The sequence below is a fragment of the Undibacterium sp. GrIS 1.2 genome, from assembly GCF_040544435.1.
Classification (GTDB): domain Bacteria; phylum Pseudomonadota; class Gammaproteobacteria; order Burkholderiales; family Burkholderiaceae_D; genus Undibacterium.
The window spans coordinates 16,012-34,379 of record NZ_JBEONP010000037.1; the positions used below are offsets into that span (position 1 = coordinate 16,012).

Consider the following 18,368-nt stretch of genomic DNA (forward strand, 5'->3'; position numbering starts at 1 on the left):
AGCACGCAGCAATATACTCCCCCCAATTTTATTCAAAATGACCATATAGACCAGTGAATATATGGACAACTTAATATACTTACTACCAGTATTTAATTTAACTCTAGTCCAGATTAACAAGTGCAGAAACATATTGTGTTGTTGTTCGCCCTGATATCTTGTTTATTCCCTGCACTATTCAGCCAAGTCGGAGAACGTAGATTCGCTCTACTTTCTCCGACAGCGCTCTGGCGAGCCCTTAGTATACCTGCCAACGTAAATCCAGCGTCATCGGGAAACTAGGATTGAGATCTTCTTTGTGGACAAACATCGGTCCCGGCGTATGCCCGTGCGACCAGAAACGCGCAAAACGGCGTGCCTCTGCGGCATTGGCATTCACCGGCGAACTGGATTCGCTGCGACCACCGGGGTGCGACACGTGATAAGTACAGCCACCAATCGCACGGCCGCTCCAAGTATCCACCAGATCAAATGTCAGCGGCGCCTGAATTTTGATTGTGGGATGCAATGCCGACCAAGGGCTCCAGGCGCGGAAGCGGACACCTGCAACGTATTCGCCGGGTATGCCAGTGGGATGTAACGGCAACATACGTCCATTGCAAGCAATCGTATGACGCCCAGCCGTTAAGCCGCGAACTAATAGCTGCATCCGTTCGACGGAAGAATCCACATAACGCGCAGTGCCGCCACCGGTCATTTCCTCACCCAGCACATTCCACGGCTCAATTGCCTGACGCAATTCCATCTCAACACCTTCGTACACGACGGTACCAAACCGCGGGAAGCGGAATTCAATAAACGGATCAAACCAATGCTCTTCAAACGCATAACCGGAAGCGCGCAAATCCTTCACGACATCACGGATGTCCTGCGCCACAAAATGCGGCAGCATCCAGCGATCATGCAAAGACGTTCCCCAATTAACCAGCTTGGCTTGATAAGGCTGACGCCAAAAACGTGCTACCAGTGCGCGCAGCAGCAGCATTTGCAGCAGGCTCATACGCTCATGCGGCGGCATTTCAAACGCGCGGAATTCGACCAAGCCTAAACGGCCGGTAGGGCCATCGGGTGAATACAGTTTGTCGATAGAAAATTCTGAACGATGCGTATTCCCGGTCAAATCCACCAGCAAATTACGCAGCAAGCGATCGACCATCCAAGGTTTATCGCCCGGATGCATGGTCGGCAGCGCCTGATCCATTTGCTGGAAGGCGATTGCCAACTCATACAAGTTATCGTCACGCGCCTCATCCACCCGCGGCGCCTGACTGGTCGGACCGATAAACGTGCCCGAAAATAAATAAGACAAGGCGGGATGGTTTTGCCAGTAGGTGATTAAACTCTTCAACAAATCTGGCCGACGCAACATCGGGCTGTCTTCTGGGGTGGCACCGCCGAGCGTGGCATGATTGCCACCGCCAGTGCCGGTGTGGCGACCATCGACCATAAATTTTTCTGTACCCAGACGCGTCAGACGCGCTTCCTGGTACAGCGTAGACATGTTGTAGACCAGCTCATTCCAGCTTGCGGCTGGATGAATATTGACTTCAATCACACCCGGATCTGGCGTCACGCTGAGTAATTTGATACGAGGGTCGCGTGGCGGCGGATAACCTTCAATCCAAAGTTTTAACTTCAGCTTGGCGGCGGTGTATTCGACCACATTGACCAAGGCCAGATAATCTTCTATCCGCTTTACCGGCGGCATAAAAATATGCAAACGGCCGTCACGTACCTGCACGCACAAAGCGGTGTGGATGACATCACGCGGTTCTATCACAGATTTGTTTAAGCTCGCCGCTGGCGAAACTGGTTTGGCGGGTACAGAAGAAGTGGCAGGAGATTTCGCCATTAAAGTAGCGACGGCGGCCGGCGTTGCTCCTGCCGACGTTGCCGCCGCAACCACTGCGGCGTGTGCAGCCATAGCGGCTGTTAGCGGTGCCGGGCTGGTACCGCTCGCGGCTGTTTTAGTTGAAGAAACAATTGTTGTCACTGCTGCGACAGCCTTAGTTTTGTCGGCAGCAACACTGGCATTTGTAGCACTATTACTGGTCACTAGTTTGTCGTCTTTGGCAGAAGGCAAAGGCGTGCGCGGGGCGAACGGGTCTACATCAAACTCATGGATTTCTTTTTCTGGCTGCACCCAAGGCAATGCACTCAGCGGCAGGCGTAAACCCATCGGAGAATCGCCATCGATCAGGTATAAATGTTCGCGCTTAATTGGCCACGGCGAGGTCCGCCAGGCAACCCCCAAAGAGATGCTCGGGTCTGTGTCTTTTGGCTTCAGCGGCAAGACGTAACCAACCACCTCGCCAAGGCCGTGCTCCAGCAAACGCGCTAAGCGACGACGTTCTTCTGGCGCTTTTAAATCAGCTTTCAGCGGATCTAAATTGACGGGCAAACCCTGTTCGCGCTGCGCCTGTTGCATCACATCTTCATAGGCTGGAATCTGGCTACCTTCTGGCAGTGATAGCGCTTTAACCAGCGCCGTCATAAACAGATATGCCTCGGCATTGGTATACCCATCGGCTTTTTTCTCATCCGAGAATAAGCTGGCGTCCAGCCACATCGGCTGACCATCAATCCGCCAATAAATATTTAAAGCCCAGCGCGGTAAAGGTTCGCCCGGATACCATTTTCCCTGACCGTAGTGCAGCATGCCGCCAGGCGCAAAATGGTTTTTCAACCTGTGCATCAGCTCGCCGGCCAATTCCCGTTTTTTATCACCATGCGCCAGCGTATTCCACTGAGCACCATCCATATCGTCGATAGAGACAAAGGTCGGCTCACCACCTTGCGTCAGTCGTACATCTTGTCGTTTTAAATCTGCATCGACTTGCTGGCCGATCAGATCAATCGCCTTCCAGTCGGCGTCGGAATACGGCTTGGTCACGCGCGGATCTTCATGGATGCGGGTAATCGTCATCTCATGGTGGAAAGTCACTTCGGCCTTATCGGTAAAGCCCGTCACTGGTGCCGCAGAAGAGGGCAACGCAGTGCACGCCAATGGAATATGCCCTTCACTGGCCAGCATGCCGGAGGTCGGATCTAAACCAATCCAGCCGGCACCCGGGATATACACTTCCGCCCAGGCATGCAAATCGGTGAAGTCAACGGTAGTACCGCTAGGGCCATCTAATGCTTCCTGATCAGCGGTGAGCTGGATTAAATAGCCCGATACAAAGCGTGCCGCCAAACCCATCTGACGCAAAATTTGCACCAATAACCAGCCACTGTCACGGCAAGAACCGGAGCGATTGGTTAAAGTTTCTTCCGGCGTCTGTACGCCCGGCTCCAGCCTGAGCAGATATCCGATATCGCCCTGCAAACGCTGATTGATAGCGACCAGAAAATCATTGGTCAGCAAATCTTTTTTCAGAATCGCAGTACGTGCGTCCTCCACCCATTTGGTCTGCAATTCACCCGGTTTTTCGGTCAGCAAATAAGGGCTAAGTTCTGCACTCAATTGCGCAGGATAGCTAAAAGGAAAATGCTCGGCGTATTTCTCAACAAAAAAGTCAAAAGGATTAATCACCGTCATATCGGCAACCAGATCGACAGTAAATTCCAGCACATCCGATTTTTCAGGAAAAACAAAACGACCAATGTAATTACCGTAGGGGTCTTGCTGCCAGTTGATAAAATGCTGTTCCGGCGCGACGGTTAGTGAGTAAGACAAAATCGGCGTACGTGCGTGAGGCGCTGGACGCAGGCGCACCTCATGCGGAGAAAGAGCAACCAGGCGGTCATAACGGTAGCTGGTTTTGTGATGCAATGCGACACGGATAGCCATTCGATATTGCCTTTCGATAAGGGTTAAAACGGCGCTAGAGAGCAGCGTCAAAATGCCATGTAATTTCACTAAAAGCAGGATTCATGCCCATGTAAAATGCTATGGGACTTAAGAAAACAGGGCGGCATATTGAATTTGAATGATACGCCAGCGATGTGTCGCCAGCACGACTGACGAGCATTACTCTCGAGCGTGTGACAGATAAAACGTAAAAAGCAAATATGATTCTTAAAAGTCAATAACAAAAACTCAGAGAAACTGTTAATTAGGCAACTTCAACGAAAGCATGAGTTATTTAATTTTTGAATGCTTTTATACCATGCGACATTGCTGTTATTAGCGCCCTCTCTGCGATACTTAAATGCGGATGCCAAATGTCGAATATAAGTACGACTCGCAACTTATTACTATTATTCCAAGCCTCGTGCTCAATTGTATCGTCAAATATTAATGCTTTCCCCGGCTCCCAAGATCTTACTTGGTTCCCAACTCGAAAACCACAATCGTTCGGAATAATCAGGGGGATATGGGTAACTAACCGTACATTTGAAATACCAGTATGTGGTGGAATTTTTGTAAATGGTTTAAGTAAAGAAAACATTGCAGACGGTGTTTTATCCAATTGAATAGGCTGCGGAACATTTGACAGCAACTCCATAGTTCTTGGGCACTTCATTGTATTTTCTTCTATTAATAGACCGTTTTTATATAAATGAAATGCACTCCAATTTGGCGAATTATTTAATTCTGCAAACTGGTTCAATGGTAACCCTTGAGGATATTCAAGATAAGGTGTAAAACCTTTTTCGGCCTGTAATATTTGTAAAAATTCATCGCGGATTTGATCTGTTTCCTGTTCAATTTTTACAAGCCAAGGAAATTCCTCTCGCTCGAAAAATTCGATAGGAGCAAGGCTAGAGTAATGAAAACCAACTGATTGTGAATCAAACCTTTTTTTGCGACCAACCAAGATGTCAATAGAATCTCGAAAGCGATGAAGCTTTTCATCGGAAAATTCTTTATAAAAAGGTGCCAAATAGTCATCTAGAAATTGTGCATATTTTTTATCGTAGTCTTCCTTATACTTAGTTGCATGTAAAACTGATGGGTGAAGACTTGGATGTAATTTTTCCATTGGGGGAGCGACTTTGGCTACGGCTACATGAGCCACAACAGCTTGGTGATGTAAGCCCTGTCTATCGAGTAAATCGGCACGCATTATCAATGCTAGCAGATCGCTAGGATCAATAATTAGTGCCTGCTGAATGGATCGCTCTTCAGCTGCTTCATCCTTTAATTGACGATAAGTAATTGCCAAGCTAATCCATGACTGCAGGTTGCTCGAATCTATGGAAACGATCCTCTGAAACGCAATTAAAGCTGATTTAAATTCGCCTCTTTTTAATGCATGTTTTCCTAACTCACTTAATGTCAGAACATGATTAGGAGACATTTGCAAAATTGCGCTCCAAAACTTTAGTGCTTCTTGTTCATTACCCGCTTGAATGGCATTCTTAGCTAGCGCAGTCAACACTTCAATTTCTTTTAAGATTGCTCGAGTTGTTTCCATTTAGTTTCACTTTTCCGGCTTATGGTCTTTAGCAAATCGTCCTTATCTATTTACATAAAAAAACGGCAAACTAAAGCTTGCCGTTTTTTATCTCACATCACCTATAAAAAGAACTGGCTCAGAATTTAGCAGTCAAGTTTATAAATAGCTTGCGTCCGTATGAATCATAGACTTGTGGATAAGTATTACCATTTGCCGAACCTGCTGCTGCTGTAGCGTTAGTTGAAGCAATTGGCGGATCCTTGTCAAACAAGTTATTAATACCACCACTGATAGTGATTGTTTTCGTGATTGGATACGCCGCATATAAATCGAAGTAGTCACGTGCGCCCAAAGTAGCCTCAATTGGGTTAACTGTACCAGCCAACAAAGGACTTGGATTTAACGTATCGTTATTTACACTGCTAAAGTGACGCCAAGTTCCGGAAACTTCCACTTTCCATGGTGTTGCCCAAGTGGTACGGAACTTATGACGCCACTCTGGATTTGGTGTACCACAAGTAGCACCAAAATACCCTTTGCAATCGTAAGCACCTAAACCAGGCACGTTCTCAGTCGTCAGCTTGCTCAGATAAGTTCCATTGAAACCAAAGTTTAAGCTACCTAGAGTGTTCAGTTTAAAGCTGTAGCTACCACCGACATCAATACCAGAAGTCGTTACTTTTCCAATATTTGTTGTATTGGCAAGAATGTACCCGTCAGTAGACAACCAAAGACTGCCGAACTTATCACGATGAACCAGATTACAGAAGACAGGGTTACCTGTTTGCAAGCATTGATTTAATGCTGTAGTTGGATCAACTGTGCTTATAGTATTGTCGATCTTAATGTTAAATGCATCAACTGTAATACTCAGATTTTTAACAGGCTCTACTACGAATCCTAATGTGTAAGTTTTCGCTTTTTCAGGATTAACATTTTGGTTGCCACCCGTCAAAGACTGATACTGATTAGCCGAGTTGTTAGTCACGTTACCATATTGCGCTGCAGTAACTCCTGTTTTCGCACATTGAGCAGCGCTAGCTGATGGAGTAGTGCCGCTACATGGATCATCTGAAGGGCCATTTAAACCCACTGCCTGCTGGTTATATAAGTCAAATATCGTTGGAGCACGAACCGCCACTTGATAACTACCACGCAGTCGCAGCTGTTTAATTGGTGACCACTCCAAACCTAATCCGTAGGTGTTCGTAGTTTTATTTGTACTGTAGTCTGAATAACGATAACTAGTACTCAAATCTAAGGATTCAATAAATGGAAGCTTTTCTGCGATAGGAATATGAACTTCACCAAACGCTTCTTTAACAGAGTAGCTACCAGCAACTGCTGGTGACGGACCGCCGCTACCAGCTAAATCACCAGTAGAATTTTCGAGATCTGGTGTATAAACGAGTTTTTCTGCACGCTGTTCAGTACCAAAAGAAACACCAATGCCGCTTGATGACCATGGAGACTTAATACCATAAGCTGATAAATCAGAGCCAATATTAGCGCCCAAAACAGTTTGTTGCGTATATCCTGTTTTCAAACCAGTTACTTGAAGATAATTAAGAGCAGCTTGGTTTACGCCACCAAGTTTAAACATGTTATAAGGTACACAAGTAGGATCGCTTCCATTTACTACAGAGCGACAGACTGCCTGACCATTTACATTTACGACATCTAACGCGTTAGCAATCCTAGTAGTAGAAAAATAATTATTTTCTGATTCCTGGTGATTTACACGAGAGATTTGTGCAAAAGCGTCATAATGCCAATTGCCTACATCACCTTTAACGCCTAAGACGTTACGATATGACGTATCGGTGATGCTACTGATACGAGGACCACCTTCCACGTTACGCTTGCCAACAAACACAGCAGCGGTATCACCAGGGTTATTTAAACCAAGTGCGGACTTCCAAGAACTAGAAAGCAAAGGGTTATCATAAGATAAAGTTGCTTGCTGTCCATAAAATACACCGCCGGGAGCGACCTGCGCGTCTGTATTGTAAGTATGGAAGTTAAATTCTTCGTACACACGTACTTGATCGTTGATATCAAAATGTGCTTGCGCATTGAAACCATAAATTTCCGATGGACGTTGTAAATAGTTTAACGGTCCAAAATTGTACGCATCTGTTTTTGAAACATACTTACGCGCTGTTCCATTTCCGTCTGCGTTAGTGAACGAGCCTCCTCCAGATTGCAAACCGACGCGACCACCCGTTGGTGTGCCAGAGCCACTGCAGCTAAATCCTGCCGCGGAAGAACCTAGTGCACAAGACGAAAAATCGCGTTGTGATTGCAATAGAGCATCCGTTTTCTTATAAGTGAAATAAAGGGTCGCATTACCTTTACCATCGGCAAAGTTACTACCCATTAAAATACTAGCGTCTTGAACTTTGCCGTCATACCCAATGCTGCCTGGTACCGGAAAGCCACGACCACTGACCACAGCACCTACATCATTATGTTGGCTGTGGTTATTACCACTGGAGTTTACTTGTAGTTCAACACCTTCGTAATTATCTTTGAGAATAAAGTTAACGACACCTGCTACAGCACCTGCGCCGTAAACAGCTCCAGCTCCACCTGTCAATACGTCAACGCGCTTGATCAAGCCAGCTGGTACTTCATTCAGATCGGCTGCGGTACTGTTAACGCTACCTGATGGCAAACGACGACCATTTACTAGCACCAAAGTGCGATCAGCACCTAAGCCACGCAAACTCACAGTAGATGTACCAGTTGCGCCGTTAGAAACGGCACCACCTTGGTCAGCAAACACTTGTGGAAGATTATTTAATAAATCTTCTACACTTCTTGCACCGTCAATTTTAATATCTTTTGCGCTTAGTACAGTTACTGGACTTGGGCCATCAACATTAATCGTAGGAATACGAGTACCTGTTACCTCAACCTTTTGTACTTTCTCAACATCTTGAGCTGCAGCAAGTTGCGCTCCTAAAATCAATCCCCCAGTAAACATTAAGCGTACTGATCGAGACAGAATTTTTTCTTTTATCATTGTGTAACTCCCTAAAGGTATGGCGACTATCTATCAAAAACAGAAATTTTTTGTTTAGGTTTGCAAACAACCCCAAGTTTTTTGATCTTTGTAAATTAACGTATCCAAAAGTATCAAAAAATCTTGATACTGCATGGAACCATTTCTGGAAGATTACTGTCAATGCGCCCTTAGCTAAGTAGCACAAAAAAACAACAAGAAGTTTTTTGAATATTTTGATAAGTTTTTTTGGATTGCTTAGGTTTTGTGCATTTTAAAAAATCTCTAAAGCTTGATTTTTTTCTTAAATAAAATAACTTTGAAAGTATTTTTTCAAATAAATCTAAATAAAAATTTGGAAAAATGATGAGGATTAATATTTTATTTTTTAAGATAAATGATTTTCAGACTTTTATATCTCATTCGTTTTGTTAATACTTATATTAGATAAATCATTGCTACGTGGAAATGTAATGTATCGCATTAAATAATTGCACTAAATTGACCCAAATTAGTGCAATTTATAAATGTAAGTTTTTGTAAGTGCGTTTATTTTTATTTATAAAATAATAATTTATTGTTGCTTTCAAGCTCAGACAATCTGCTTCCCTGCCTTCCAAACCCCGACAACCACCGGAAAATTCTCGAACATCCGCACCCGAATAAAGTCTGCACGTAAGCCTTTTGTGATTGCTCCCCGATCATGCATGCCTAAGATTTTTGCGGGATTACTTGTTACTGTTGCAATTGCTTTTGGTAGAGTCATGCCCGACTCTTGGAGTAAAAAAGCGGCGTGTAATAAGCTGGCTGGAACGTAATCTGATGACAAAACGTCTAGCAAATCAGCCTTGGCTAAGTCTTTGGCTGATACATTGCCCGAATGAGAGCCGCCGCGAACGACATTGGGCGCGCCCATGATGATGGCTAATTGATGCTCGCGGGCAGCTTGTGCCGCGGCTAAAGTGGTGGGGAACTCTGACATGCTGACGCCTTCGAGCACGCCCTCGTTGACATGATCTAGTGTGGTGTCATCATGGCTAGCCAAAGGGATGGGCGTTGCTAACTCGCGGCACAATCTGATGACTTCCCTCCGGTTAGCCGCAGCGTGGGTTTGCTGGCGTTCTAGTAAATGTGCCAACATACCATCCACTTTTTCGTTGGTCCAACCACGCTTGCCCGTTACATAGGTACGATAATGTTGCAAATTCGTCCACTGTCTTTGACCTGGCGTGTGATCCATTAACGAGACGAGTTTTAAGCGATGATCTTGCAGGAATGGCGTGAACATCTCGATCAGCTTTGGTTCTGCTAGCTCAAGGCGTAAATGTAAAAAATGATCTGCGCGCAAAATACCGGCGCTTGCTGCAGTTTGCAAACCCTGAATACTGGCATGCAATGTCTGCATGCGCAGGCTGTCGGTATCGATATCGCCGATAGCAATTGCATCCAATACAGTGGTGATACCAGAAGCGGCAATTTGCGCATCATGCGCAACAATTGCGGGCAAGATCGGCCAACTGACCTTGGGTCGCGGCATTAAATGTTTTTCTAGGTTGTCAGTATGAATTTCTACCAGACCTGGTAGTAGAAAATCCCCGTCCCAATTAGTGCCTGCTAATCCAGTATTGCCGGAGGACACATCGGTAATCATTTGCTCTTCATAGCAAAAGCTACCGATAAATTCAGAATCGGTCGTCACGATTCTGGCGTTGCGTATGGTGTGTATCATATCGATTTTGATTATTGGGTGCGGCTGGAAGCATAGCATGCGCTATGTGGCGAAACGCGCTCAATCCAATAGGCCTATGACACGTTACGCTCTCTATTTTGCGCCCAATGCTGATTCACCCTGGTGGCATGCCGGTTGCCATTGGCTGGGGCGAGATCCGTCGTCTGATACACATCCCTCACAAAATCTGATCTCTGGAATGAAGCCAAATTACCTAGCGGATCTGACTCAAAATGCGCGCAGGTACGGATTTCATGCCACCTTAAAAGCACCATTCAGTCTGGCACAAGGCGTAAATGAAGATGATTTAGTGCAGCATGTCGCCCAATTTTGTCAGCAGACTACAGCGCTGAACATCGTTACGCCGAGTGTACAAAAGTTGGGAGATTTTTTAGCACTGCAAACGACCACCGGCCATAGCGAAATTGCAGCGCTTGCCCAAGACTGCGTGGTATATTTTGATCCATTACGTGCGCCGATGACTGATGCTGACTGGCAAAAGCGTCGCCAACAAAATTTGACGGCGCGGCAAGAAGAGTTGCTAAAACGTTGGGCTTATCCTTATACCGAAGAGCAATATCGCTTCCACATGACACTGACCGATTCTCTGGCGCATATCGATTACTCAACGGCGTTAATTTTGCAGCAGGCTGCTGAAGCATGCTTTGCAATTGATGTACCTTTAAGCATCGATCATCTTTGTATTTTTAAAGAAGAGTATCCGGGTGCAGCGTTCTCGCTACTGCATCGCTGTTATTTTCGTGGGCGCGTTCACGCGGTTAGCCCAGTCAATATAGACGACTAAAGTAGACACTAACTCAGCCACATATCACTTTCAGGATGTGGAAATTGGTCGGAAACAAAATTAACAAAGTTTCTGACCTTGGCAGACAGCAAACGACGGCTTGGATAGACCATAGAGACCGACACTTCGCCCAACGAGTATTCGGGAAATAACCTGACCAAGCGACCGCTAATTAAATCGTCGCCCAAAGTAAACGAAGGACGCAATACCAAGCCCATACCGGCTAGCGCACAAACCCTGAGTACATCGGCATTATTAGAAATAACGCAGCTATGGACGGGAATTGGTCGCGGCTCGGGCAAAGCACCCTTCCGCCCCTGAACCATCCAGTTATCCCGCATGAAGTCATAACCAAAATTCAGGCACTTATGGTTAGACACATCGTCGGCATCTTTCGGCACACCGTACTGCTTTAAATACTGAGGCGATGCGCACAACATCACCTCGGAAGTAGCAAGCTTACGGGCGATCATGCTAGCGTCTATTTTTTGTAAGTTAAGGAAAAAACCAACATCAATTCCCTCCTCTACCAGATCGACAGTCCGATCAGAAATCCTGACATCCAACACGACGTCTGGAAATTCTTTAGCAAATCTAGGTAATAAGGGCGCTAGCTGGGTCTTGCCAAAACCGGGATGCGAGTAAATCCGCAAGGTGCCGCTAGGCTTTTTTGCAGAGAATGAAGCAACCGCATCGGCGTCATCCACATCGGCCAAAATTTGGCGCACACGCTCTAAGTAGATTTTCCCTGTTTCTGTCAATGATAGTTTTCGAGTGGTACGATTAAGCAAGCGCGTCCCAAGATGCGTCTCTAAATCAGCCATGTAACGAGTGACTACCGCGTTGGACACCTCCAGCGATAACGCGGCACGGGCAAAGCTCCCTAGCTCGACTACCTTGGAAAAAATACGCATCGATTGCAAGCGATCCATTTTTCAAGCCCCTTATTGTTTCGTATTCCGCAATAGTATATTACTGATTACCACCTTTCTTGTTCAATCCGAAAAGCCTATACTCCTTTCATCGGTGTGCAGTGCAACATAAATAGCGCATCGAAGCCAAATCCTCAGGCATGTTGCAGTTGGCATCGGAAGTGAATGGTGTAGGTTTTAATTCACTTCTCATGCAAATTGAGACCGGCATATGCCGAGCCAGGATTGGTCCAACGATGAGTTACCACTTACTTAATTTGATTACTGGAGAATGAACATGAATGCGAAACAAATATTTGCTGCTGTTAGCCTGATCGCTTTGACAACTAGCGCTGCTTTTGCTGCAGATGCGACAACGTCCACAAAAACTCGTGCTGAAGTCGTCGCTGAGTTGGCACAAGCCCGCGCAGCTGGCGAGCAAGTTGGCGGTCAAGAATTTGCCTGGTTTGTAGCGCCGAAAAGCACAACTGCAACAGCAAGCACTACAAAAGACCAAGCTGACTCTAAATTAGAAACAGCTAAAGCAGCAAAAGCTAAAACTAGCACTACTGAATAAGTCAAAGTTAAGCTGATGTAGGTCTTAACTCAGGCTTACATCTGCTTTAACTCAGTTTTTACTTCTGGCAAATATCGCCAGAGCGTTAGAAAGTTTTGAGCAGATCAGATGTTAAAACGCCACCTTAGGGTGGCGTTTTGCTTTTATATAGAACATTATTTTCCTCCACAAAAAAATACTCCCACCTAGTAATATTAAGTTGTCCATAGAATTAATGGACAATAAGGCGATTTTAACAATATCTATGGGGAGTATATGAATACTGCCCAACTTTCATCTTACAAGAAGCAGTAAATACGGCCTTAACGCCTGCAATACAACAACTCAGTGCTGCGGTATCAATTTTTTAGAAGTGCCGCTTTTAGAGGCCATACTATTAGAGTGCACAAACTATCTCTTAGTTATCCCTTACTAACGGCATTTGTGTATTCTTGCGCAACACCAACACTTTTAGTAAAGCGTCCTATGCCAAACCCACATTATCCACACTTGCTCGCCCCGCTGGATCTCGGCTTCACGACTCTGCGTAACCGTACCATCATGGGTTCTATGCATACGGGTTTGGAAGACCGCTTTTATAATTATCACAAACTAGCAGAGTATTTTCGTGAAAGAGCGCGTGGTGGCGCAGGTCTGATCGTCACTGGCGGCGTCTCACCCAACAGGCGTGGCTGGTTGTTGCCATTTGGCGGCACCATGAATAGCCTTGCCGATATCTGGAATCATAAAAAAGTCACCCGCGCCGTGCATGAAGAAGGCGGCAAGATTGTGATGCAAATCCTGCACTCCGGTCGCTATGGTTACCAACCCTTCGTCGTTTCCGCCTCGGCAAAAAAATCGCCAATCTCCCTGTTCAAGCCCAAAGCGCTGACCGAGAGCGGCATCGAAAGCACCATACGAGCTTATGTACGCTGCGCTCGACTGGCACAAAAATCCGGCTATGACGGGGTTGAAATCATGGGCAGCGAAGGCTATTTGCTCAACCAATTTCTGTGCGCCCGCACTAATCTGCGCAAGGATCGCTGGGGCGGCAGCATAGAAAACCGGATGCGTCTGCCGGTCGACATCGTCCGTCGCGTACGCGCTGCTGTCGGTAGCAACTTCATCATCATGTATCGCCACTCTATACTCGATCTGGTCGAAGGCGATAACAGCTGGCAAGAGGTGGTAGAAGTAGCGCAGGCGCTAGAGCAAGCTGGCGTCAATATTCTCAATACTGGTATCGGCTGGCATGAAGCCCGCGTGCCCACCATCGTCACCTCGGTACCGCGCGCGGCATTCGCCAGCGTCGCTGGTCGCCTGAAAAAAGCGGTGTCGATTCCCGTAGTCGCCTCCAATCGTATCAACATGCCTGACCAGGGCGAGGCGATTATTGCGCGCGGCGATGCCGACATGGTATCGATGGCACGACCTTTTTTAGCCGATCCGGAATTCGTCAACAAAGCCGCCGCTGGTCACGCCGATACCATCAATACCTGCATCGCCTGTAATCAAGCCTGTCTTGACCATACCTTTTCGAACAAACGTGCCTCCTGTCTGGTCAACCCGCGAGCCGGACATGAGACCGAATTACGCTATATCAAAACCATCAAGCGCAAACGCGTTGCCGTCATCGGCGCTGGCCCAGCGGGATTATCTGCCGCCACTGTCGCCGCCGAATGTGGGCATGATGTGACCTTGTTCGACAGTAGCGACAGCATCGGCGGCCAGTTTAAAATCGCCATGCAAGTACCGGGTAAAGAAGAGTTTGCAGAAACCTTGCGCTACTTCGGTAAGAAAATCACCTCGACAGGTGTCAAACTCCAATTAAACCAACGCGTCACCCGCGAGCAATTGTTATCACAAAGTTTCGACGACATCATCGTCGCCACCGGCATCGTGCCACGCACGCCTAGGTTAGAGGGTGTAGATCATCCCAAAGTTTTATCCTACATTGACGTCCTGCTACATAAAAAACCGGTAGGCAAACGCGTTGCGATCATCGGCGCAGGCGGCATCGGCTTTGATGTCGGCGAATACTTATTACACGACCCGGCAGTCGCCTTGCCAGTGAGCTTGCAACACTGGTTTGCCGAATGGGGCGTTGACCCACAAGCGCACAGAAACGGCGGTCTGATCACCCCAGAACCCGCCAATCCGTATCGCCAGATTTATCTCTTGCAACGCAAAGCCAGCAAAGTTGGCGCAGGCCTAGGTAAAACTTCAGGCTGGGTGCATCGCGCTACATTACAACGCAATGGCGTAGAAATGCTGGCGGGCGTTGAGTATCTAAAAATTGACGATCAGGGTTTACACATCACCGTCAACGGTCAAGCACGCGTACTGGAAGTCGATAACGTCATTCTCTGCGCGGGGCAAGAATCATTGACTGAACTGATGCCAGAGAACCCTGGTGACCAAAGTCCGCGGTTTCATAAAATTGGCGGTGCGGCATTGGCATCAGAGTTGGATGCGAAGCGGGCGATTAAAGAGGGTGCTGAATTGGCTGTTAGTTTGTAGTTGTACAGATTTGTATAAAGTTGCCGTTCATAAATATATCAAGACATTGCCAGATAGCCATTAAAACTATAAAGCTACTCCCTCAAGCAATCTTTGCTGGCCTACATAGGCTTACCTGACATGTTCAGGAATTTTCTGGACACCCCCAGAAGAATCTCACACCACAAACCTGATCATCCATAACGTTAGTTTAGCGAAAGCTAACGTTCAGTTTGCTCCCAGACTTCTCAAAAGAACAAATTGTTTATTCAATAAATACTCATAAAAAGTGGTTTTCTAGCCATAAAAACGAGATGTTTTTTGTAACTTATTAATACAAAGTGCATCGTATCGTACTAGGCCTTGCTATTTTTTGATCTTAATATATTGACTAAAACCCTTGGTTTTTTCTACTTTTTTTACCAGTTAAAAAAATAACTAATTGAAGATAATTTCAATTTAAATACATTAAATCACTTTTAATTTTGTAAATTTATTTAAATTGAGAATTTTATTCTCATAAAAATTAAGAAAACATATGGATAAGAAATTCACCAAAGACTTGAAAAATCAATTTGAAAAATAAAATTTGCCTTCAAAACGTAAAAAATATGTTGTATTTTTGGATGTTGTCCGCATGCACATTTATTGACAGCCTTCTTACAGAAATGATCCCATACTTCATCAAGAAATTTTGGCGACTTTATTTACATGTAAGAGTCCAAAACCTTGGTTTTATTTACAAAATATCGTGCGAAAAAAGTTTGAGAAGTTGAAAAATTCGTACTTCAACCGTCCTTAGGAGTGTAGTAATGATTAAAGAAAAAATTCTGTCTCGATCAGTCAGAATCATATTCTCAAGCGGGATCGCTTTGAGCTTAGGTATGTTTGTACATCCTGCGTTCTCACAAGAAGCAGCAGTACAACGTGTTGAAGTCACAGGTTCATCTATTAAACGTTTAGCGGCTGAGAGTTCTTTGCCAGTGACCGTCATTAAAGCAGATGATTTCGTGAAGCAGGGTTTAACTACCGCAGAACAAGTTGTAAGTTCATTAGCATCAAACCAATCTTCACAAGGTGCGAGTCAGAGTGTCGGCGCCTCTACAGGTGGTGTATCGTTAGCAGACTTACGCGGCATAGGCTCAAACAAAACGTTGATTCTGTTAAACGGGCGTCGCATAGCCAATCACCCCTATGATGGTGCTGCCGTCGATCTGAACATTATCCCAATCAGCGCGCTTCAACAAGTTGAGGTATAGCGCGACGGAGCATCAGCGATCTACGGTACTGATGCTATCGGTGGTGTAATTAACTTTATCACTAAGCGCTCCGTAAATGGTGTTGAACTGACAGCGGAAACCACCGTACCTCAAAAATCGGGTGGAACTGAAACTCGCGCAAACTTGCTCATTGGTTACGGCGATCTAGAGAAAGATGGCTTCAATATTTTTGGCGTAATCGACGCACACAAACAAAATTCATTAACTGCTGTTCAGCGTGATTTCTCAGCGACAGGCATTATTCTTAACAGAGGTCTGTACAAAACGAGTGGAAATACACCGTCAGCAAACTTCTTTGATAATGGTAGTGGCAATGGCGGCAACATCTCTTTTGCTAACGGATGCGATCCAGTAAATCATTCCTTCCCAAAAGCGTCGAATGGTACCTGCCGTTATGACTACACTTCTCAAGTAGATGACATCCCAGAGACTAAGCAAATCAGCTTTTTCGGTAAGGGTACGTTTAAACTCAATGCCGACAACAACGCAACGGTAGAATATTTACACTCAGAATCAACAAACATTAACTCTGTTGCTGCTGCGCCTTTGTATGATGGTGAGAGTGCCGCGTTGACTGGATTGGTTGTTCCGGTTGGTAGTAAGTATTATCCTGGTGGTAGCGGCGGTGTAGCTGCTTTTCCTGGTTTGACTGGTGACCTAAGCATCAACTGGCGTCCGTTGGAAGTCGGCAAACGTACAGAAAAAGACGTGAGTAAATCTGACCGCTTCTTGGCTGGACTAGAAGGCACTATCGGATCGTGGGACTATAAAACTGGTTTTATCTACACACAAGCACAAGCGTCAAGCACACTGACGCATGGTTATGTGACAGACACTGGTGTACTTAATGGTGTCACTTCAGGTATCTTGAATCCGTTTGGACCACAAGATGCGGCTGGTACAGCATACTTGAGTAGCATTCAATTGGTTGGTCAAACGTTGTCGGGAAAAACTACTTCTACCGGCGTAGATTTCAAAATGAGTCGCGAGTTTGGCGCATTGGCTGGCGGTGCGATGGGTATTGCGTTTGGCGCAGAAGCACATCAAGACAAAGCTAACTATGATGTCAACACAGCGGTCGCTTCTCAAGCATCAAGTACTGGTTTGTCAGATTCAAAGAGTATCGCTGGTCAACGTAACATCGAAGCGGTATTTGCAGAATTTATCGCACCAATAACCAAAGAATTGGAGCTGACGTTAGACGGACGGGTAGATAACTACAGCGATGTAGGCTCAACGTTCAATCCAAAAGTTGGCTTGCGTTATCAACCAACAAAAGAACTTTTATTCCGCGCATCAGCCAATACTGGATTCCGCGCACCGTCTTTGTACGAGAAAAATGCTCCTAACGTTGTGAGTAATACTGCAGATACTTATGACGATCCAAAATTATGCCCAGGCGGAGTAGCAATACCAGGTGCAAACCCAAATACCGCATGTAACGCGCAGCAAAATATTCAAAGTGGCGGAAATAAAGGATTGACACCAGAAAAAGCTAAAAACTTTTCTGTAGGTGTCGTGTTTGAACCAACGCCAGCAGTCACATTGACGGCTGACTATTGGAATATTCACCTGACCGACAGCATTGGCACACTGCCAGAATCTGTCATCTTTGGAGATCCAGTCAAATATGCCAATTTGTTTGTACGCAATGCAGATGGCACCTTAGCTTACGTCTCTGCAACCAATTTCAACTTGGGCGACACAAAAACAGACGGTATTGATGTGAGCGGCACATGGCGCTTACCTAAATCTTCTTTAGGTAACTTCATGCTGGCGATGGAAGGAACTTATGTAAATCGCTATTCTTACCAGACTGAAAAAAATGGCGTTTATACAGAAAACGTCGGTACGTTTGCCGACAATGGCCCTGTATTCCGCTGGAAGCACACACTGAGCTTGCAATGGAATAACGGTCCGTGGATTGCTACTCTGTCGGAAAAATATTTGTCCGGTTACCATGATCAGAATGCAGTGGACGACCAATATGTACAAGACGTGAAAGCATATTCTGTATGGGCAATCACAGGGTCTTACAATGGATTTAAAAACTTGTCATTAACGGCTGGCGTGAAAAATCTGTTTAACACCAACCCACCGTTCACTAATCAAGGTGTTACCTTCCAACAAGGGTATGATCCACACTTCACAAATCCTTTGGGACGTGCTTTGTACGTGCGGGCAACTTACAAGTTTTAATAAAACCTAGTTAAGTTAGCAAATAATAAAAGACGGC

Annotated in this window: 10 protein-coding genes; 5 read left to right on the forward strand and 5 right to left on the reverse strand. The window is 45.7% G+C overall.

The window, feature by feature from the left end; all coding sequences use genetic code 11:
- Positions 1–238: 238 nt before the first annotated feature.
- The 4 genes from AAKU61_RS15555 to AAKU61_RS15570 form a co-directional block, all read right to left on the reverse strand.
- On the reverse strand, positions 239–3,793 hold the full coding sequence (locus AAKU61_RS15555) for a transglutaminase family protein (protein ID WP_354333706.1): 3,555 nt from the start codon (positions 3,791–3,793) through the stop codon (positions 239–241).
- A gap of 295 nt (positions 3,794–4,088) precedes the next feature.
- The gene (locus AAKU61_RS15560; RefSeq protein ID WP_354333708.1) at positions 4,089–5,363 is read right to left on the reverse strand and encodes an aspartyl/asparaginyl beta-hydroxylase domain-containing protein; all 1,275 of its coding nucleotides are present in this window, start codon (positions 5,361–5,363) and stop codon (positions 4,089–4,091) included.
- 118 nt (positions 5,364–5,481) lie between these two features.
- Positions 5,482–8,373: a TonB-dependent receptor domain-containing protein gene (locus tag AAKU61_RS15565; protein WP_354333710.1), complete on the reverse strand. Its 2,892-nt coding sequence runs from the start codon at positions 8,371–8,373 to the stop codon at positions 5,482–5,484.
- A gap of 571 nt (positions 8,374–8,944) precedes the next feature.
- Complete coding sequence (locus AAKU61_RS15570) at positions 8,945–10,081, reverse strand: alpha-D-ribose 1-methylphosphonate 5-triphosphate diphosphatase (RefSeq protein WP_354333712.1); 1,137 nt, start codon at positions 10,079–10,081, stop codon at positions 8,945–8,947.
- Between the two features lie 76 nt (positions 10,082–10,157).
- On the opposite strand from AAKU61_RS15570, the gene AAKU61_RS15575 reads away from it, so the two are divergent.
- Complete coding sequence (locus AAKU61_RS15575) at positions 10,158–10,886, forward strand: DUF1045 domain-containing protein (protein WP_354333714.1); 729 nt, start codon at positions 10,158–10,160, stop codon at positions 10,884–10,886.
- A gap of 8 nt (positions 10,887–10,894) precedes the next feature.
- Here the strand turns inward: AAKU61_RS15575 and AAKU61_RS15580 are convergent, their stop codons facing one another.
- Entirely contained in the window at positions 10,895–11,818 is a 924-nt protein-coding gene (locus tag AAKU61_RS15580; protein WP_354333716.1) for a LysR family transcriptional regulator, read from the reverse strand.
- Between the two features lie 277 nt (positions 11,819–12,095).
- On the opposite strand from AAKU61_RS15580, the gene AAKU61_RS15585 reads away from it, so the two are divergent.
- From AAKU61_RS15585 to AAKU61_RS15600, 4 genes are all read left to right on the forward strand, one after another.
- Positions 12,096–12,374, forward strand: a complete 279-nt coding sequence (locus AAKU61_RS15585) for a DUF4148 domain-containing protein (RefSeq protein ID WP_354333718.1) — start codon at positions 12,096–12,098, stop codon at positions 12,372–12,374.
- A gap of 465 nt (positions 12,375–12,839) precedes the next feature.
- Complete coding sequence (locus tag AAKU61_RS15590) at positions 12,840–14,873, forward strand: oxidoreductase (protein WP_354333719.1); 2,034 nt, start codon at positions 12,840–12,842, stop codon at positions 14,871–14,873.
- Between the two features lie 851 nt (positions 14,874–15,724).
- Positions 15,725–16,111 (forward strand): TonB-dependent receptor plug domain-containing protein, encoded by a 387-nt coding sequence (locus AAKU61_RS15595; protein WP_354333721.1) that lies wholly within the window; start codon positions 15,725–15,727, stop codon positions 16,109–16,111.
- A gap of 144 nt (positions 16,112–16,255) precedes the next feature.
- Positions 16,256–18,331 (forward strand): TonB-dependent receptor domain-containing protein, encoded by a 2,076-nt coding sequence (locus AAKU61_RS15600; protein WP_354333723.1) that lies wholly within the window; start codon positions 16,256–16,258, stop codon positions 18,329–18,331.
- Positions 18,332–18,368: the final 37 nt, after the last annotated feature.